General features: G+C 61.1%; 14 protein-coding genes. 9 read left to right on the top strand and 5 right to left on the bottom strand.

The annotated features are described in order from the left end of the window. The first annotated feature begins 306 nt into the window (after positions 1–306). Positions 307–1,761: a tRNA uracil 4-sulfurtransferase ThiI gene (thiI, locus tag CAG25_RS04550; protein ID WP_011332034.1), complete on the top strand. Its 1,455-nt coding sequence runs from the start codon at positions 307–309 to the stop codon at positions 1,759–1,761. 139 nt (positions 1,762–1,900) lie between these two features. Continuing rightward, entirely contained in the window at positions 1,901–3,721 is a 1,821-nt protein-coding gene (gene typA / locus CAG25_RS04545; protein ID WP_007952502.1) for a translational GTPase TypA, read from the top strand. A 217-nt stretch (positions 3,722–3,938) separates the two neighbouring features. On the opposite strand, the gene CAG25_RS04540 is transcribed toward typA, so the two are convergent. After that, positions 3,939–4,376, bottom strand: a complete 438-nt coding sequence (locus CAG25_RS04540; RefSeq protein WP_007961740.1) for a YkgJ family cysteine cluster protein — start codon at positions 4,374–4,376, stop codon at positions 3,939–3,941. Between the two features lie 257 nt (positions 4,377–4,633). Between CAG25_RS04540 and CAG25_RS04535 the strand changes: the two genes are divergently transcribed. From CAG25_RS04535 to CAG25_RS04515, 5 genes are all read left to right on the top strand, one after another. Beyond that, entirely contained in the window at positions 4,634–7,084 is a 2,451-nt protein-coding gene (locus tag CAG25_RS04535; RefSeq protein WP_039764697.1) for a glycogen/starch/alpha-glucan phosphorylase, read from the top strand. Between the two features lie 102 nt (positions 7,085–7,186). Further along, entirely contained in the window at positions 7,187–10,783 is a 3,597-nt protein-coding gene (locus CAG25_RS04530; RefSeq protein WP_085611163.1) for a DUF2339 domain-containing protein, read from the top strand. Then, complete coding sequence (locus CAG25_RS04525) at positions 10,780–12,144, top strand: DUF3999 domain-containing protein (protein ID WP_085611162.1); 1,365 nt, start codon at positions 10,780–10,782, stop codon at positions 12,142–12,144. Before CAG25_RS04530 ends, CAG25_RS04525 begins: the two co-directional genes overlap by 4 nt. Positions 12,145–12,338: 194 nt before the next feature. Next, entirely contained in the window at positions 12,339–13,349 is a 1,011-nt protein-coding gene (locus tag CAG25_RS04520; protein ID WP_007952492.1) for a class 1 fructose-bisphosphatase, read from the top strand. A 3-nt stretch (positions 13,350–13,352) separates the two neighbouring features. Next, positions 13,353–13,955 (top strand): DUF924 family protein, encoded by a 603-nt coding sequence (locus tag CAG25_RS04515; RefSeq protein ID WP_085611161.1) that lies wholly within the window; start codon positions 13,353–13,355, stop codon positions 13,953–13,955. 13 nt (positions 13,956–13,968) lie between these two features. Here CAG25_RS04515 and CAG25_RS04510 read toward each other — a convergent pair whose 3' ends face one another. The 3 genes from CAG25_RS04510 to CAG25_RS04500 all read right to left on the bottom strand — a co-directional run bounded on the left by CAG25_RS04510 (position 13,969) and on the right by CAG25_RS04500 (position 16,594). Next, positions 13,969–14,301 carry a type II toxin-antitoxin system RelE/ParE family toxin gene (locus tag CAG25_RS04510; protein ID WP_039764706.1) on the bottom strand — a complete coding sequence of 111 codons (333 nt, stop codon included), beginning with the start codon at positions 14,299–14,301 and terminating at the stop codon, positions 13,969–13,971. Then, positions 14,298–14,570 carry a type II toxin-antitoxin system Phd/YefM family antitoxin gene (locus CAG25_RS04505; RefSeq protein ID WP_039764708.1) on the bottom strand — a complete coding sequence of 91 codons (273 nt, stop codon included), beginning with the start codon at positions 14,568–14,570 and terminating at the stop codon, positions 14,298–14,300. The genes CAG25_RS04510 and CAG25_RS04505 overlap by 4 nt, the downstream gene beginning before the upstream one ends. Positions 14,571–14,701: 131 nt before the next feature. Beyond that, on the bottom strand, positions 14,702–16,594 hold the full coding sequence (locus CAG25_RS04500; RefSeq protein WP_218191693.1) for a methyl-accepting chemotaxis protein: 1,893 nt from the start codon (positions 16,592–16,594) through the stop codon (positions 14,702–14,704). 282 nt (positions 16,595–16,876) lie between these two features. Here CAG25_RS04500 and CAG25_RS04495 point away from each other — a divergent pair, with 282 nt between their 5' ends. Both CAG25_RS04495 and CAG25_RS04490 read left to right on the top strand, forming a co-directional pair. After that, entirely contained in the window at positions 16,877–17,131 is a 255-nt protein-coding gene (locus tag CAG25_RS04495; protein ID WP_007952486.1) for a hypothetical protein, read from the top strand. A gap of 31 nt (positions 17,132–17,162) precedes the next feature. Continuing rightward, on the top strand, positions 17,163–17,732 hold the full coding sequence (locus CAG25_RS04490; protein ID WP_064592853.1) for a lipocalin family protein: 570 nt from the start codon (positions 17,163–17,165) through the stop codon (positions 17,730–17,732). Positions 17,733–17,780: 48 nt separating this feature from the next. Here CAG25_RS04490 and CAG25_RS04485 read toward each other — a convergent pair whose 3' ends face one another. Then, positions 17,781–19,145, bottom strand: a complete 1,365-nt coding sequence (locus CAG25_RS04485) for a formimidoylglutamate deiminase (RefSeq protein ID WP_085611159.1) — start codon at positions 19,143–19,145, stop codon at positions 17,781–17,783. Positions 19,146–19,277 lie beyond the last annotated feature (132 nt).

Here is a 19,277-nt window from a genome sequence, read left to right as displayed (position 1 = left end):
GGCGGGTAGTGGATGCCCTTAATAGTGGTGATGCCGGCGCGAATACTCTGCCAAGGCAACCTGCCTCACAAGGGAGCAAATTGCATGCCAGTGCCCCAGCATGGGTTTTTTGCCCCAAATTCACGCTTCTAAAGGTCGAAAGTGCCTTAAAGGCGAAAATCTCGCCCTGTAATGTAGCGCTCAAATCGAAAAATGATCCGTTTTGGTGCGTGCAAAACCTTCTGCACATTAACTGGTTAAACCTTGAGCAATTTCCGCTATAATCCGCGCCCCCCTTTTTCGGCTGGCCCTGCGCGCGCTGTTTTCATGAAACTAATCGTAAAAGTCTTCCCCGAGATCACCATCAAAAGCCGACCTGTCCGGACGAAATTCATCCGCCAGTTGGCCAAGAACATCCGCACCGTGCTCCGCGACCTGGACCCGGCCGTGGTGGTGAACGGTGTGTGGGACAACCTCGAGCTGGAAACCCGCGTCACCGACCCCAAGGCCCTGAAAGAGATGGGCGAGCGCCTGACCTGCATGCCGGGCATCGCGCACTTTCTGCAGATCGACGAGTACCCGCTGGGCGACTTCGACGACATCACCGAAAAGTGCAAGCAGCACTACGGCGATGCATTGGCCGGGAAGATCTTTTCGGTGCGCTGCAAGCGTGCGGGCAAGCATGCGTTCAGCTCGATGGACGTCGAAAAATACGTCGGCAGCAAGCTGCGCCGTGAGTGCGGCGCTGCCGGAATCGACCTGAAACAGCCGGAAATCGAAGTCCGCATCGAAGTTCGCGACAAACGGTTGTTCGTGATTCACAGCCAGCACAATGGCATCGGCGGCTACCCGCTCGGTGCGCTGGAGCAGACGCTGGTATTGATGTCCGGCGGCTTTGACTCGACGGTGGCCGCGTACCAGATCCTTCGTCGCGGCCTGATGACGCACTTCTGCTTCTTCAATCTGGGCGGTCGTGCCCACGAATTGGGCGTAATGGAAGTCGCGCATTTCATCTGGAAGAAGTACGGCAGCTCGCAACGCGTGCTATTTGTCAGTGTTCCGTTCGAAGAAGTCTTGGGCGAAATTCTCGGCAAGGTCGACGACAGTCATATGGGCGTCGTATTGAAGCGTATGATGTTGCGCGCAGCGTCGAGCATTGCCGAACGCCTGCACATCGATGCGCTGGTCACCGGTGAAGCGATTTCCCAGGTGTCGAGCCAGACGCTGCCGAACCTGTCGGTCATCGATTGCGTCACCGACAAACTGGTCCTGCGGCCGCTGATCGTCGCCCACAAGCAGGACATCATCGACACGGCCGACCAGATCGGTACCGGTGATTTCGCCCGGCACATGCCGGAATACTGCGGCGTCATCTCGGTCAACCCGAAGACCGCCGCCAAGCGTGGCCGGGTCGAGCACGAAGAGCAGGAATTCGACATGGCGGTGCTTGAGCGTGCGCTCGCAAACGCCAGACTGGTGCCGATCGATCGGGTGATCGACGAATTGGGCCAGGATTTGCAGATCGAAGAAGTCAGCGAAGCGCTGGCCGGTCAGATCGTCATCGACATCCGCCACCCGGATGCCGCCGAGGATGACCCGCTGGAACTCGCCGGCATAGAGGTACAGACGATGCCGTTCTACGCAGTGAACGCTCGTTTCAAGGAACTGGACCCTACTCGCCAGTACCTGCTGTATTGCGACAAAGGCGTGATGAGTCGCCTGCATGCCCACCATTTGCTCAGTGAGGGGCATGCCAATGTGCGCGTTTATCGACCGAGCTAAGTGCCCGGGGCTGTTTGCCTGTGGCCTGCGTCACCGGCCCCCCGACACCGCCGTCAAGCTGTAACGGCCATGCCGGACACTACTGTCAATCGCTGCCAAGACTTGTCAGCAAACCGAATCCTCTGATCGAGATACACAAGTGATCGAAAATCTACGCAACATCGCCATCATTGCCCACGTTGACCATGGTAAGACCACCCTGGTAGACAAACTCCTGCGTCAATCCGGCACCCTGGAGCGCAACGAGCTCAACGACGAGCGCGTGATGGACTCCAACGACCAGGAAAAAGAGCGCGGCATTACCATTCTGGCGAAAAACACCGCCATCAACTGGAACGGCTACCACATCAACATCGTGGACACCCCGGGCCACGCCGACTTCGGCGGCGAAGTTGAGCGCGTAATGTCCATGGTTGACTCCGTGCTGCTGCTGGTCGACGCCCAGGACGGCCCTATGCCGCAAACCCGTTTCGTGACCAAGAAGGCTTTCGAAGCCGGCCTGCGTCCGATCGTGGTCATCAACAAGGTTGACCGTCCGGGCGCGCGTCCTGACTGGGTTCTGGACCAGATCTTCGATCTGTTCGACAACCTGGGCGCCACCGAAGAACAACTGGACTTCCAGGTTGTTTACGCTTCGGCCCTGAACGGCATCGCCGGTCTGGACCACACCGCCATGGGCGAAGACATGACCGCGCTGTACCAGGCGGTAGTCGACCACGTTCCGCCTCCGGCTGTTGACCGTGACGGTCCGTTCCAGATGCAGATCTCCGCTCTGGACTACAACAGCTTCCTGGGTGTTATCGGTGTTGGCCGTATCGCTCGTGGTCGCGTCAAGCCGAACACTCCGGTTGTCGCTATCAGCGCCGACGGCAAGCGCCGCAACGGTCGTATCCTGAAGCTGATGGGTCACCACGGCCTGCACCGCGTTGACGTTGAAGAAGCAGCGGCCGGCGACATCGTCTGCATCAGCGGTTTCGACGAGCTGTTCATCTCCGACACCCTGTGCGACATCAACAACGTCGAGGCGATGAAGCCTCTGACCGTTGACGAGCCAACCGTTTCCATGACCTTCCAGGTAAACGACTCGCCATTCTGCGGTAAAGAAGGCAAGTTCGTGACTTCCCGTAACATCAAGGATCGTCTGGACAAAGAGCTGCTGTACAACGTTGCACTGCGCGTTGAAGAAGGCGACTCGGCTGACAAGTTCAAGGTTTCCGGCCGTGGTGAGCTGCACCTCTCGGTACTGATCGAAACCATGCGTCGCGAAGGCTTCGAGCTGGCCCTGGGCCGTCCTGAAGTGATCATCCGTGAAGTCGACGGCGTGAAGCAGGAACCGTTCGAAAACGTAACCATCGACATCCCTGAAGAATCCCAGGGCAAGGTCATGGAAGAGATGGGTCTGCGTAAAGGCGACCTGAGCAACATGGTGCCGGATGGCAAAGGCCGTGTTCGTCTGGAATACAACATCCCTGCTCGCGGTCTGATCGGTTTCCGTAACCAGTTCCTGACCCTGACCAACGGTGCTGGCATCCTGACCTCGATCTTCGACCGTTATGCTCCAGTGAAGTCGGGCCACATGTCCGGCCGTCAGAACGGCGTTCTGGTTTCGGTTGAAACCGGCAAGGCGCTGACCTACTCCCTGGAAACCCTGCAGGCTCGTGGCAAGCTGTTCGTAGAACACGGCCAGGAGATCTACAACGGTCAGATCGTTGGTCAGAACTCCCGCGACAACGACCTGGGTGTGAACCCGACCAAAGGCAAGAAGCTCGACAACATGCGTGCTTCGGGTAAAGACGAAACCATCGCTCTGGTCCCACCTGTTCGCTTCACCCTGGAACAGGCTCTGGAATACATCCAGGAAGACGAGCTGTGCGAAGTGACTCCTAAGTCCATCCGTCTTCGCAAGAAGATCCTGGACGAAAGCGAGCGTACCCGCGCTGCCAAGAAAGCCAAGGCATAAGATTTAGCCAAGGCTGAAAAAAACGCCCCCGGTCGAGAGATCGGGGGCGTTTTTGTTTGTCTGGGGTTTATGCAGTGTCTGTTCCGTCGCTATCGCGGGCAAGCCCGCTCCCACAGTGTTTTGAGTCGTACCTAAAGTTTGTGTACAGCAAAAAAACCTGTGGGAGCTGGCTTGCCAGCGAAGGCGGCCGATCAGCCGCCGAACATCTCAGGGCAGATCAGAATTTCTCGATCGAACGGGAGTTCTGCACCCGCTCCACTTCCTTCGGCTTGTACGCGCAATAACCCGGGCGCGGGCCGATCTTCGGGTGGTTGCGGCAAGTGTCCGGGCGCTTGTCATAAATGGTGCACAGGCGGCTCTTACGATCCAGGTAGTAGCAATCGTTGTTGCTCATGCGCTGCAGGGTGAAAATCCCCGACTTCTGGTTGAAGCGCTCGACCAGACCTTCCTTTTGCAGGCGCTTGGCGATGTTCTTCGGCGGGTCGCCCAGTTCGAACTCGTCGACCACGCCGATGCGCACCAGGTCCTTGATCTTGACCTCGACCGGCAGCGTGCAGCAGCTGGAAACGCACGAGCCGCACATCGGGGCCGAATATTTGGCCCAGGTATCGAGACGGTCGATCTCGGCTGCGGCGATCAGGTTGGGCTTCATCATCGGTGTTTACCAGGCGTGTGCATCAGGGCGCGCGATCATACCGGGACGGGTGGAATTTTGAACAACCTTTCGCCAGATTTTTTCTTCGCGCGTTTGCAGGGGCGACAATTCGGCACGGCCCCTGCATTCATTGAGGCATATGACAAAGTAATGCCGGTCGATCTCACACTCTCGGTAAAAACTGCCGAACCAGAGCCCTTACCGTCGGTCAGACCGTCTAGGCTCTGACAACTCCCCGCTCGCTCGAGGTCCTATCGATGACTCAAGAACCACTAGTTCGCGAAGCAGAGGTGGCCGCATTCCGCGACGCCGTCCTGACCAAACTCACCTATGCGGTGGGCAAAGACCCGGATCACGCCTTCGACCATGACTGGTTCGAAGCCATCGCCCTGGCGGCGCGCGATCACATGGTCGAGCACTGGATGGACCACACCCGGCAGATTTACCGCAAAGGCCAGAAGCGGGTGTATTACCTCTCGCTGGAATTTCTCATCGGCCGTTTGCTGTACGACAGCCTGAGCAACCTCGGTTTGCTGGACGTCGCCCGTGAAGCCTTGACCGAACTGGGCGTCGATCTCGAGCGCATCCGCATCCTGGAGCCGGACGCGGCGCTGGGCAACGGTGGCCTCGGACGATTGGCGGCGTGCTTCATGGAAAGCATGTCGACCCTCGGTATCGCCGGCCACGGCTACGGCATTCGTTATGAGCACGGGTTGTTCCGCCAGGCCATCGTCGACGGCTGGCAGCAGGAACAGACCGAACACTGGCTGGATTTCGGCAACCCCTGGGAGTTCGAGCGGCCGGAGGTGGTCTATCCGATCGGCTTTGGCGGCAGCGTCGAGACCGTCACCGACGCCAGCGGCAAGTCCCGGCAAGTCTGGCACCCGGCGGAAACCGTCCGGGCCATTGCCTACGACACCCCGGTGGTCGGCTGGCGCGGGGCGAGCGTCAACACCTTGCGCCTGTGGCGGGCGCGGGCGATGGAAGACCTGCACCTGGAGCGCTTCAACGCCGGTGACCACCTCGGAGCCGTCGCCGAAGTGGCCCGGGCCGAAAGTATCTCCCGCGTGCTTTACCCGGCGGACAGCACTGAAGCCGGGCAGGAACTGCGCCTGCGTCAGGAATACTTCTTCGTCGCTGCGTCGCTTCAGGACTTGCTGCGCCGTCATCGCAACATGCACACCTCGGTGCTGACCCTCGGCGATCACGCGGCGATTCAGCTCAACGACACCCACCCTTCGATTGCCGTTGCCGAATTGATGCGTCAACTGGTCGACGTCTACGATGTGGCCTGGGACGCGGCGTGGCAAGTCACCGTCGACACGCTGTCGTACACCAACCACACGCTGTTGCCCGAAGCCCTGGAGACCTGGCCGGTGGGGCTGATGGAGCGCATGCTGCCGCGGCACATGCAGATCATTTACCTGATCAACGCCCAGCACATCGATTCGTTGCGGGCCAAGGGCATCCACGATTTCGACGTGCTGCGCGCGGTGTCGCTGATCGAGGAAGACAACGGCCGTCGGGTGCGCATGGGCAACCTCGCGTTTCTCGGCTCGCACAGCGTCAACGGCGTGTCCGGGCTGCACACGCAACTGATGCGCAAAACCGTATTTGCCGAGCTGCACAAGCTGTATCCGGAGCGAATCAACAACAAGACCAACGGCATCACCTTCCGCCGCTGGCTGTACCAGGCCAACCCGGAGCTGACGTCGATGTTGGTCGATGCCCTTGGCGCCGACGTGCTGGACAACCCTGAAGAGCGTCTGCTCGATCTTGAGCCGTTCGCCGAAAAACCCGCCTTCCGCAAAGCCTTCGCCGAGCAGCGGCTGCACAGCAAAAAAGCCCTCGCTTACCTGATCCATGAACGGCTGGGGATCGCGGTCAATCCGGCGGCGATGTTCGACGTGCAGGTCAAACGGATCCACGAATACAAACGCCAGTTGCTCAACCTTATGCACACCGTCGCGCTGTATCAGGCGATCCGCGCCGAGCCGGAAATCGACTGGGTGCCGCGGGTGAAAATCTTCGCCGGCAAAGCCGCGGCGAGTTATCACCAGGCCAAGCTGATCATCAAGCTGACCAACGACATCGCCCGGGTGGTGAACAACGACCCGACCGTGCGTGGCCTGCTCAAAGTGGTGTTCCTGCCCAACTACAACGTCAGCCTGGCGGAGAGCATCATTCCGGCGGCGGACCTGTCGGAGCAGATCTCCACCGCCGGTTTCGAAGCCTCGGGCACCAGCAACATGAAGTTCGGCCTGAACGGCGCGCTGACCATCGGCACCCTCGACGGTGCCAACGTGGAAATGTGCGAGAGCATCGGCGCCGAGCACATGTTTATCTTTGGCCTGAGCGCTCAACAGGTCGAAGCGCGCAAGCAGAACCACGAGTTCAGCGCGGTGCCGGACATTGCCGCGTCCCATCGCCTCAATGATGTGTTGCAGGCGATCCGCAGCGGGGTGTTCTCGCCGGACGACACGTCGCGCTACACCGGGCTGATCGATTCGCTGGTGGATTACGACCGGTTCTTCGTCTGCGCCGATTTCGACTCCTACTGGGAGGCGCAGATGCGCGTCGATGCGCTCTGGCACGACGCCAATAACTGGTGGCGTTCGGCGGTGCTGAATACTTCGCGCATGGGCTGGTTCTCCTCCGACCGGACGATCCGCGAGTACGCTACGGATATCTGGAAGGCACTGGAGTAACTTTTAGCGACAAATGTGCGCCCGGCCCCACGATTGTTGGGCCGGGCCGATATACTGAGCCTTGGTTCCGCCCCGCTACGGGGCTGCTCAGGGATATCGACCATGCAATGGATGTTCATGTTGATCGGGCTGCTGCTCGGCTGGCTGCTCGACGAGTCGTTCAGCGATGCGCTGTTGGGCGCGTTGCTGGGGCTCGCCATCGGCCAGGCGATGCGTATCGCGCGGCTCGGTTCACAGGCTGCCGAGCAACAGCGTCAGCTGGATCACGCGAAGATCGCGTTGCAGGGCGTCGAGCAGCGACTGTTTCTGCTGGAGGGTGCTCCGGCGTATTCGCCAGCGCCGCCGAGTGTCGCCCCGGCCAGCGCAACGGTCGTTGAGCCCGTCACGGTAGTTGAACAACCCTCTGCCGCAGAACCCGAGCTGGTCTGGGAACTGCCACCCGAACTCGAACCTGTTGCCGTCGCCGCCAGCGAATCCAGCCAGCCGCTGCCGGTCGATGTCTGGCGTCTGGACGCCGTTACGCCTGAACCTGAACCCCGACAACCCGCCGAGCCCCGTGGCCCGAACCTCATCGAACGCGGTATCAGCGCTGCGCGAAACTGGCTGTTCGGGGGCAACACTGTGCTGCGTGTCGGCGTGGTGCTGTTGTTCTTCGGTCTGGCGTTCCTGCTGCGCTACGCCACCGAAGGCATGGTGGTGCCGATCGAATTGCGTTACGCCGGAGTTGCGGCAGCAGCGTTGGGCTTGCTGGCGCTGGGCTGGTGGTTGCGCCATCGCAACAACAGCTACGCCTTGATGCTCCAAGGCACCGGGATCGCGGTGCTATACCTGACGGTGTTTGCGGCGATGCGTCTGCATCCGCTGCTCGATCCGTCTGCCGCGCTGGGCTTGCTGGTGGCGGTGACGGTGTTTTCGGCCATTCTGGCCATCACCCAGGATTCCCTGGCCCTGGCCTGCGTCGCCGCACTGGGCGGTTTCGCCGCGCCGATCCTGACCTCCACCGGGGCCGGCAACCACGTCGCGCTGTTCAGTTATTTCGCGCTGCTCAACGCCGGTATTCTGGCCATCGCCTGGTTCAAGGCCTGGCGCCTGCTCAACCTGATCGGCTTCGTGGGCACCTTCGGCATCGGTTTCGCCTGGGGCTTGCGTTTGTACACGCCGGAACTGCTGTGGAGCACCGAACCGTTCCTGCTTCTGTTCTTCCTGATGTACCTGGCCATCGGTCTGCTGTTCGCCCGGCGCAAGTTGCTGGACATGCCGGATGCCCCGGCGGACGGTGACCGCGAGGCGCTGCTGCACTGGTCGGCGCGCAAGGGCGATTACGTCGACGGGACGATGCTGTTCGGTCCGCCGCTGGTGGGTTTCGGCCTGCAATTCGCGCTGGTCCAGCATCTGGAATTCGCTGCCGCGTTCAGTGCGCTGGCGCTGGGCATGATCTACATGGCCCTCGCCAGAATGCTGATAGGCGGTCGGGCGATGTTGCTGGGCGAGACTTGCCTGGCGCTCGGGGTGATTTTCGCCAGCCTGGCGATTCCGCTGGGGCTGGATGCACGCTGGACGTCCGCGGCCTGGGCGGTGGAGGGCGCGGGGATTTTCTGGCTCGGTTTGCGTCAGCAACGGCCGTTGGCCCGGGCTTTCGCATTGCTGCTGCAACTGGGTTCGGCGCTGGCGTTTCTCAGTCAGTTGCGGGTTGGCGAAAGCAGCCTGCTCGACGCTGCGCCGCTGGGCGCATTGATGCTCGGCGCGGCCTTGTTGTTCAGCTTCTATCAATTGCGCAAGGCGTCGCCGGAGCAAACCTCGCTGTGGGAGCGTCAGGGCTTGCCGGTGCTGGCGTGCCTGGGGCTGACCTTCCTGTATTTGCTGGCGCCGCTGTTCTTCTTCATTCAGGGCACGGCGATCAGTTGGGCATTGGCCGGGCTGGCGACCTTGTTCGTCGGCTTGCGCCTGCAATCGCGCACGTTCCTGTTCACCGCGTTTGCCGTGCAACTGCTCGGCGGGGCGTTGTTCCTGTTGCGCCTGCAAGGGGCGGGCGAGGATTCGGCGGCGGTGTTCAGCGCTGGCTGGAGCGGTCTGTTCAGCGCCTCATTGATCGGTCTGGCGTTGATCGCCGGCATGCTGCTGGCGGCGCGCGACGAGATGGTGCGCAGCGATGTTCGTCTGCTGCGCGGGTTGTCGGTGGTGCTGCTGGCGGGTCTGGTGCTGATCAATCTGGCAGTGTTGTTCGTGCTGCCATGGCAGACCGCGAGCGCGGTATGGGCGGCCAGTGGCTTGCTGATCATCTGGCTCAGTCTGTACCTCAAGCAGCGCGTGAGTTTTGTCTTCGGTCTGCTGTTGCAACTGATCGGCGGCGCGGCGTTTCTGCTCGCCGGCCCCGAGTTGTTGGGGCCGTTGTCCAGCGAGGGGCTGCGACCGCTGGCCCATGGCGGATTCTGGACGCCACTGGTGTTGGGCCTGGCGGCGATGATCGGGGCGTGGCGCCTGCAACTGGGCAATCACGCCTCGGCGTTTGACGTGCTGAGTCTGCAGCGCCTGTCCGACGTGTTGCTGGTGTGGGGCGCTGGTTGGTGGGCGCTGGCGTGGGTCAGCGAAGTGCTGCGGTTTGCGCCGCTGAATCTGCAGGGGCCGCTGTTGCTGCTGGTCGCTGCGCTGAGCGCCGCGTTGTGGACACTGTTGGCCTTGCGCCTGAAATGGCCGTCGCTCGGGTTGCTCTGCACCTTGCTGATTCCGGCGGCCGGGCTGGTGTTGCTGGCCGCGTGGCATTCGCGTTATCACCCGGCGGCGGATTTCGGCTGGCTGGCGTGGGCGGCGGTGTTCGTTGTGCATTTCATCAGCCTGCGACGTCTGGCACCGATGCTGCCGGCACGGGCCTTGAGCACGGCTCATGTGCTCGGTTGCTGGCTGCTGATCGGCGTGCTGGCGCTGGAATTACGCTACGGCCTGCTGCTGTTGTCCGAGCAATACAACGCCTGGCGCTGGCTGGGCTGGGCGATTCTGCCGAGCGTGTATCTGTTGCTGATGGCCGCGCCGCGTCAGTGGCCATGGCCGGTGGCGGCGTTCCCTCGCGAATACCGTTTGTATGCGGCGGCGCCGCTGGCGGTGCTGATGCTGATCTGGTTCTGGCTGGCCAATGGCATCAGCGATGGCAATGCCGAGCCGCTGCCTTATGTGCCGCTGCTCAACCCGCTGGAATTGGGTCTGCTGTTTGCGCTGTTCGGTGTCTACGTCTGGTCGCGCAGCGCCGTCGCCGAGCTGTCGATCCGCCAGGATTACGCCGCTTACGCGACGCAACTGATTGCTGGCGTTTCCCTGTTTGCGTTCTGCACCGCGCTGGTGACCCGCGCCGCGCACCATTGGGCGGGCATTCCGTTCGAGCTGGATCTGTTGCTCGACTCGATGCTGGTGCAGGCCGGCTTGTCCATTGTCTGGACGTTGATGGCGCTCGGGCTGATGATCGGCGGGCACCTGCGCCATCGCCGCGAAGTGTGGCTGATCGGCGCGGCGCTGATTGCGCTGGTGGTGGCCAAACTTATTTTTGTCGAATTGAGCAACCGTGGCGGACTGGCCCGGATTGTCTCGTTCATCGGCGTTGGTGTGTTGTTGCTGGTGGTGGGTTATTTTGCGCCGCTGCCGCCCAAACGCGTCGAAGCTGCACCGGCGGCGGACCAACCGGCCCCGGAAACCGAAGGAGTGTCGTCTTGAGTCGCAAGCTTAATCTCGGGTGGCTGTTGCTGGGCGTGGCCATGGCGGCCGGCGCCCAGGAAAAACCGGCGGACTTCGCCGCGCAGGTACCGTTGTCGGTCAGCGGTTCCGGCCCGTGGTATCGCCTCGAACTGCCGCTGAGCGTGCAGTTGCAGGCGCGCCAGACTGATCTCAGCGATCTGCGAGTGTTCAACGCCGCCGGAGAACCGCAGGCCTATGCGCTGGCCCGGGAATCAGCGCAGACCCGCGACGACGGTCAGTTGCATGAGGTGAAGTGGTTCCCCCTGTACAACTCGGCGGATGCCACCGAGCGCGCGCCGAGCGTACGCGTGCAATCCACCACCACCGGTACGCTGGTGGAAGTGCAGCCGTCCAGCCAGCTCGAAGCCGGGGAAGAAGTGCTGCGCGGCTGGCTGCTCGACGCCAGCGCGATCAAGGCGCCGTTGCAGCAACTGATCCTCGACTGGACCAGCGAGCGCGACGGCTTCCAGCGTTTCAGCATCGAGGCCAGCGACGACTTGCAGCACTGGCAAGCCTGGGGCGAAGGTCAGGTCGCGCGCCTGACCTTTGCCGACGAACGGGTCGAGCAGCATGAAGTGGCGCTGCCCGGGCAATCGGCGCGCTATCTGCGTCTGCTGTGGGATTCGCCGGCTTCGGCGCCGGTCCTGACGTCGGCGCAACTGAAAAGCAGCGACCCGCGCAACCTGCCGCTGCCATTGGTCTGGTCGCCGGCACTGGCCGGCAGCAGCGGCAAGGCCGGGGAATACACCTGGCAGTTGCCGATGGGGCTGAACATCGAGCGGGTGCAGGTCGAACTGAAACAGGCCAACAGCCTGGCGCCGGTGACCCTGTCGGGGCGGCGCGACAGCAGTCTGCCGTGGCAACCGCTGAGCAGCGGCTTGCTCTATCGCCTGACCCAGAACGGCCAGGACGTGGTGCAGAACGAATTGCAGCTCTACGGCCAAACCGTGCAGCAGTTGAAACTGACGGTCGACGAACGCGGTGGCGGTCTCGGCGAGCAGGCGCCGAGCTTGAAATACGCGGTGCGCGCCACTCAGGTCATTTTCCTCGCGCGCGGCGACGGACCGTACAGCCTGGCGCTGGGCAATCCGACCGTGAAGACGGCGAACCTGCCGCTGACCACGCTGATCCCCGATTTCAAACCGGAGAAACTGGCCACACTGGGCAAGGCCACGGTGCAGGGTAAAGCGCTGGCGACTCAGACCTCGACGGCCACCACGGCTGCGACCACCGATATCAACTGGAAGAAATTCGGCCTGTGGGCGGTGTTGCTGCTCAGTGTGCTGTTTCTGGCGGCGATGGCCTTCAGTCTGCTGCGCAAGCCGTCGGCCAAGTCGTGAATATGACGGGTGTGACCTCCACACCCGTCGGGTTTGCATCTACGCTGAATCCGGTGCCTGAACTCTCTCGGTTCGATCACGTCTGATAGCAGGAATTGCCCCCGACGCACGTTACCGGCGTCATTGCTCGCTACGGTTTCAGACTCCCTGTAAACTGCGCGGGTTTTTAGCCCCCCATTCCACCGGAGCCGTCCATGTCCCGCGTTACCCTGAGTCGCTATTTGATTGAGCAGACCCGCAGCAACAACACTCCTGCCGATCTGCGTTTCCTGATCGAAGTGGTGGCGCGCGCCTGTAAAGAGATCAGCCACGCCGTGTCCAAAGGCGCCCTGGGCGGTGTTCTGGGCAGCATGGGCACGGAAAACGTGCAAGGCGAAGTGCAGAAGAAGCTCGACGTGCTGTCGAACGAAATCCTGCTCGAAGCCAACGAGTGGGGCGGTCACCTGGCCGGCATGGCGTCCGAAGAAATGGACAATGCCTACCAGATCCCGGGCAAATACCCGAAAGGCGCCTACCTGCTGGTATTCGACCCGCTGGACGGTTCGTCGAACATCGACATCAACGCCCCGGTCGGCACTATCTTCTCCGTGCTGCGTTGCCCGAACGAATACCTGAGCCAGAACGAAGCGCTGGATGAAAAGGCCTTCCTGCAGCCAGGCACTCAGCAGGTTGCCGCCGGTTATGCGATCTACGGCCCGCAAACCATGCTGGTGCTGACCCTGGGCCACGGCGTCAAAGGCTTCACCCTGGACCGCGAAATGGGCAGCTTCGTCCTGACTCACGAAGACATCACCATTCCTGAATCCACCCAGGAATTCGCCATCAACATGTCCAACCAGCGTCACTGGGAAGCTCCGGTACAGCGTTACGTTTCGGAACTGCTGGCCGGTGAAGAAGGTCCGCTGAAAAAGAACTACAACATGCGTTGGGTCGCGGCGATGGTTGCCGACGTACACCGCATCCTGACCCGTGGCGGTCTGTTCATGTACCCGCGCGACAGCCGCGAGCCGTCCAAGCCGGGCAAACTGCGCCTGATGTACGAAGCCAACCCGATGTCGTTCCTGGTGGAACAGGCGGGCGGCGCTTCCACCGACGGCCACCAGCGCATTCTCGACATCAAGCCTGAAGGCCTGCACCAGCGTGTAGCGGTGTTCCTCGGCTCGAAAGAAGAAGTCGCCCGCGCCACGGCTTACCACAAGGAATAAACCATGACCGCGCCCTGGCAGCCGTTGCTCGATTGGTGGTTCGGTCATGCCGAATCAGCCACTGAAGTTTCGGCGCAACAGGGCAAGTTGTGGTTCGGCAAGAAAGACAGCCAGGACCTCGAAGCGCGTGAGCGTTTCGGGGTCTTTGTCGATCAGGCCCTCGCTGGCGAATTGACCGAGTGGACGCAACATCCCGAAGGTTGGCTGGCGCTGGTGCTGCTGCTCGACCAACTCCCGCGAATGATCTTTCGCGACACACCCAAGGCTTTTTCCGGTGATCTACGGGCACAGAAACTGGTGGCTCAGGGGATTGCCGCAGACTTCGATCGGCAGTTGAAACCGATCCAGCGACTCTTCATCTACCTCGTCTTCGAACACTGCGAAAACCTCGCGGTGCAGAATGAAGCGGTCTCGCGATTCATCGAACTGGTGGCTGAACAGCCGGAAGCGGAGCGTGGGGTGTTTGCCGACAACCTGGATTATGCCGAGCGGCATCAGAAGGTGATTGCGCGGTTTGGACGGTTTCCGCATCGCAATGTGGTGTTGGGGCGGGAGTCTACGGTTGAGGAGCTGGAGTTTCTTTCGCAGCCGGGGTCGAGTTTCTGAAGCTGCATCAGACTCACGGATTGCCTTGAAGCAAACGCTTCATCAAGAGTGCAGGCAGGTTTTTTCTCGTATCGGCGATGATATGGATATAGATGGTTTGCTCTCGGACTTCATAAATGATGCGATTCAAGCCAGAGATGACTTGTCGATATTGACCAAGGTTCAGCCTTTCTATTTCTTCGGGAATGGAACCTGAATAGGGTAAGGATGCGAGACTGCGAATAGCGATCTTCAAGCTGGCATAAGTGCTATGCCAGGTTTGAGGTGAGAACTGTTTGATGAGGTAGGTGCGAAGATCTTTGAGATCTGTTTCGGCGGACTGAAGAATAACGACCTTCAAACTCATTGGGGGTCGATCCTGTCCAACTCTGCGAAAACGTCTTCAACGTCCCTGTACTTGCCTTCCTCAATTTCTCGATTTCCCATGGCAAGCAGTTTGAGCAGAGCCATTGTTTCTTCCTGCTCTTCAAAACTTTTGACGTCCATGACTACAAGCTTCGCTTCGCCGTTCTGGGTAATCACCAGCGGCTCACGGCTTTCGCTAATCGTTTTGACGATTTCGGCGGTATGGCTTTTCAGGTAGCTGATGGGTTTGATCTGGGATGAAAGCTTCACGGGCTGCGCCTCGCTGAGTGGACTAGGACTGAGTTTAGTCTTAATTCAGTCCTGAGTCAGTCCGAGGTGACAAGCGTGTCTAGCGTTGTTCCGTCTTCGCGGGTTCAAGCGCGAAGACGGCTTCGAACGACTTAGATTCGGAAGCTGCCAACCAACTGCTTCAACCGCGCAGCCTGCTGCTCCAGATCCGCACAAGCCCGCAACGTCGCCTGCAAGTTCTCCACACCTTCCTGGTTCAGCGTGTTGATCTCGTTGATATCAACGTTGATCGACTCGACCACCGCCGTCTGCTCTTCCGTCGCCGTCGCCACCGACTGATTCATGCCGTCGATCTCGCCGATACGCTGGGTCACGCTGCCCAGGCGTTCGCCGGCCTGGTTGGCGATGCCGACGCTGCTTTCGCTCTCACGCTGGCTCTCGGTCATGATGCCGACCGCCTGACGCGCGCCGACTTGCAGCTCTTCAATCATCTTCTGCACTTGCTGCGCCGAATCCTGGGTGCGGTGCGCCAGGTTGCGGACTTCGTCGGCGACCACCGCGAAACCACGACCGGCCTCACCGGCACGGGCCGCTTCGATCGCGGCGTTGAGCGCCAGCAGGTTGGTCTGCTGGGAGATGCTGGTGATCACTTCCAGAATCTGCCCGATGTTCACGGTGTTGCTGTTCAGGGTTTCGATGTTGCCGCAGGAGTCGCTGATCTTCGCCGACAGCTGCTGCATCGCGTGGATGGTTTTATCCACCACCTGCTGGCCGTCTTCGGCCAGGCTGCGTGCATCACTGGAGTGCTGCGAGGCGAGGGCGGCGTTCTGGGCGATTTCCTGGGCGGCGGCGCCGAGCTGGTTGATCGCGGCGGCCACGCTGTTGGTGCGCGAGGCCTGCTGGTCGGAGTTGAACATCGACGAGTTCGACGCCGCGACCACGCGCAGCGCGACTTCGTTGACCTGGCCGGTGGCCGAGGAGACTTCGCGGATCGAGGTGTGGATGCGCTCGACGAAACGGTTGAACGACAGCCCCAGCGCACCGAATTCATCGTGACCGTGGATGGTCAGGCGTTTGGTCAGGTCACCTTCGCCTTCGGCGATGTCGTGCATGGCACGGCCCATGGTCAGCAGCGGCTGCATCAGGACGCGGATCAGCATGCCGAGCAGGGCGATGATGATCACTACGGCAATGACCATGGCGATCAGCGCCGAGGTGCGGAATTCGCTGAGCATCGAGAACGCGGTGTCCTTGTCCAGCACCAGCGCGACGTACCAGTCGGCCGACGGCACGCCGTTGACGCGGGTGAAGGAGATCAGTTGGGTCTTGCCGTCGAACTCGACTTCTTTCAGACCCGGGCTGACTTTCGGCGCGCCGTTGGGGTAGGCCTCGGCGAGGGTCTTGAGCACCAGCTTGCTGTCCGGGTGGATCAGGATCTTGCCGTCGGCGCTGACGATGAACGCATGGCCGTGGCCGCCGAAGTTCAGCGAGTTGATGATCGCGCTGACGCTGGACAGATCAATGTCGGCGCCGGCCACACCGATCATCTGGCCCTGGCGCTGCACCGGGGTGGCGACCGTGATCACCAGTTTGCCCGACGAGGCGGCGATGTACGGTTCGGTGACGATGGTCTGTTGCGCAGCGTTGGCTGCCTTGTACCAGCCACGGGCGCGCGGGTCGTAATCCGGCGCGCGGTTGCCGGCCGGGACCGAGAACATCACGCCGTCGGCGCCACCGAAGTAGCTGAGCTGGAAGTTGCCGGTGTAGGCCGGCAGGTCGATGATGCGTTTCAAGCTGGCCGGGGCGTTGCCGTCGGCGACAACCTGTTGCGCCATCGATTGCAGCAACTGGATGCGGCTTTCCAGCCAGGTCTGGATGTTGCTGGTGGTCAGGCTGCCCAGTTCCTGCATCGACGCTTCGGTGCTGCTTTGCAGGGCTTCGCGCTGGCGATAGTCGTTGAACAAAATGAAACAGGCGAATGCAACGGCCACCACGAGGGCGGCAGCCAACAAGATCTTGTGGCTGAATTTCATGTTTCTGGTCATTAAGAGAGCTACCGCGAAGGGGCTGGTCAAGAAAGGGCGGCAATTTGCCACACTATCGGGCTTTGCGCTGCTCTTATTTCGACCGCGGCGCGCCAAAGATTAGGCGGCTTTTGCGAAAGTCGACGAAATGCTCAATAGCCCCACAAAGTGTCTGATTTACCGATGAATGCCGGACGAGCGGGCGAACAAATAGCCGGTCTGCCAGGGAACCAGACAGGGGTTTTCTCTTCTAAGCTTCTGGTTGGCGCCATGCCATCCCCCTTCCGCTCCAGGAGTTACACCATGTCGCTGCGATCTATCGCCCTGCTGTCGTTTTGCGTGCTGTTGGCCGCATGCAGCAAGGTCAATCAGGAAAACTATTCGAAGCTCTCGGCCGGCATGGCCAAGGCCGAAGTCGAGACGCTGCTTGGCAAGCCCACCGATTGCTCGGGCGCGCTGGGCATGTCCAGTTGCACCTGGGGCGACAAGAACAGCTTTATCAGCGTGCAGTACGCCGGTGACAAAGTGCTGATGTTTTCCGGCCAAGGCCTGAAGTAAACCGGGGCCACGCGCCCACGGGAGAAAAACAATGAAGCGGTTATTGCTTGTCCTTTTGGCCGGCCTGGTATTGGCTGGCTGCGCCACGTCCGGTGAAGATCCGCTGGCGCCGAAGACGGTCAACAGTGTCAATCTCAAGCGTTACCAGGGCACCTGGTACGAGCTGGCGCGTCTGCCGATGTATTTCCAGCGCAATTGCGCGCAATCCGAAGCCCGTTACTCGCTCAAGCCCGACGGCAATATTGCGGTGTACAACCGCTGTCTGACGGCAGACTGGAAGTGGGAAGAGGTCAAAGGTACGGCTTATCCACAGGTGCCGGGCAAGACCGACAAGCTGTGGGTTGAGTTCGATACCTGGTTCTCGCGCCTGATTCCGGGTGTGGCGAAGGGTCAATACTGGGTGCTGTATGTCAGCGATGACTACAAGACCGCCCTCGTGGGCGACCCGAGTCGTCGCTATCTGTGGCTGTTGTCCCGCACGCCGACCGTCAACGGTGTGGTGCGTGAGGAACTGCTGAGCAAGGCGCGTCAGCAGGGTTACGACACCACGCGCCTGATCTGGCGGGCGTCGGATCAGCAGATGGCCAAGACGTCCAACTGACGCGCAACAAAAAACCTGTGGAGGTTGCCCTCCACAGGTTTTTTTATGTCAGCCCAAAAGGTCTCGCAGAACCTGGGTGAAGGCGCGATTGCTGTCCTCTTCCCCGGCATGTCGCCCCTCGCGCACGACCCACTGACCATTGACCAGCACATCGCGCACCTGACGGTCGCCGCCGGCAAACAGCCAGCGATTGAGAATCCCGTCACCGCTGGCCGTGGCCAGATACGGATCGCTGCCATCGAGCACAATCCAGTCGGCACGCTTGCCGACCTCCAGCGCACCGATCGGCTGGCCCAGCGCCTGAGCACCTCCATCCAGCGCCGCGTCATACAACGTGCGGCCGACCATCGGCTGATCCGCGCCATACAAGCGGTTGCGCCGCTGATCGCGCAGGCGCTGGCCGTATTCCAGCCAGCGCAGTTCTTCCACCACGCTCAACGACACATGGCTGTCGGAGCCGATGCCCATGCGCCCGCCCTGAGCGAGGAAATCCACCGCCGGGAAAATCCCGTCGCCGAGGTTGGCCTCGGTGGTCAGGCACAGGCCGGCGATGGCGCGACTCTTGGCCATCAGGGTGACTTCTTCCGGATTGGCGTGAGTCGCGTGGACCAGGCACCAGCGCTGATCGACTTCGGTGTTTTCGTACAGCCATTGCAGCGGGCGACGACCGCTCCAGCTCAGGCAGTCGTCGACTTCCTTCTGCTGTTCGGCGATGTGGATGTGCACCGGGCATTGCTGGTTGCTGGCCGCCAGCACTTCGCTGATCTGCTGCGGCGTGACCGCGCGCAACGAGTGGAAGCACAGGCCCAGCGACTGCGCCTTTTGCTGTGCCAGCAACGGTTGCAGACGCGATTGCAGCTTCAGGTAACTTTCGGTGCTGTTGATGAAGCGGCGCTGGCCTTCGTTCGGCGTCTGGCCGCCGAAACCGCTGTGGCTGTAGAGCACCGGAAGTAACGTCAGACCGATGCCGGCCGAGCTGGCCGCCTGGCTGATACGCAGGGCCAGCTCGGCCGGATCGGCGTAAGGCTGGCCGTTGTTATCGTGGTGGACGTAATGGAATTCGGCGACCGAGGTGTAACCGGCCTTGAGCATTTCGATGTACAGCTGACGGGCGATCACACCGAGCTGGTCGGGGCTGATTTTTCCGACGAGCCGATACATCAGATCGCGCCAGGTCCAGAAACTGTCGTTGGGATTGCCGGCCACTTCCGCCAGTCCCGCCATCGCTCGCTGGAACGCGTGGGAGTGCAGATTCGGCATCCCCGGCAGCAGCGGACCGCTCAGTCGTTCGGCGCCGTCTGCAGTGGAATCGGCCTGGATTCGGGTCAACACGCCATCGGCGCTGACCTCGAGACGTACATTGTTGGCCCATCCGTTAGGCAGCAGCGCGCGTTCGGCAAAGAAGGCGGACATGGTTCAGCACCCCATCGTGTGTTATTTGTATATACATATACAGACGTTTGCCTGCCCGGTAAACTCCGGCAAGCTAGCCACTTTCACCAATGAACAGGGATCCACCGTGCCGACTCCGCCTCCAGTCTCCCC

The sequence above is a fragment of the Pseudomonas sp. B16(2017) genome (genome assembly GCF_002113205.1).
GTDB lineage: Bacteria > Pseudomonadota > Gammaproteobacteria > Pseudomonadales > Pseudomonadaceae > Aquipseudomonas > Aquipseudomonas pharyngis.
This window is presented reverse-complemented; position numbering and strand designations above follow the sequence as displayed.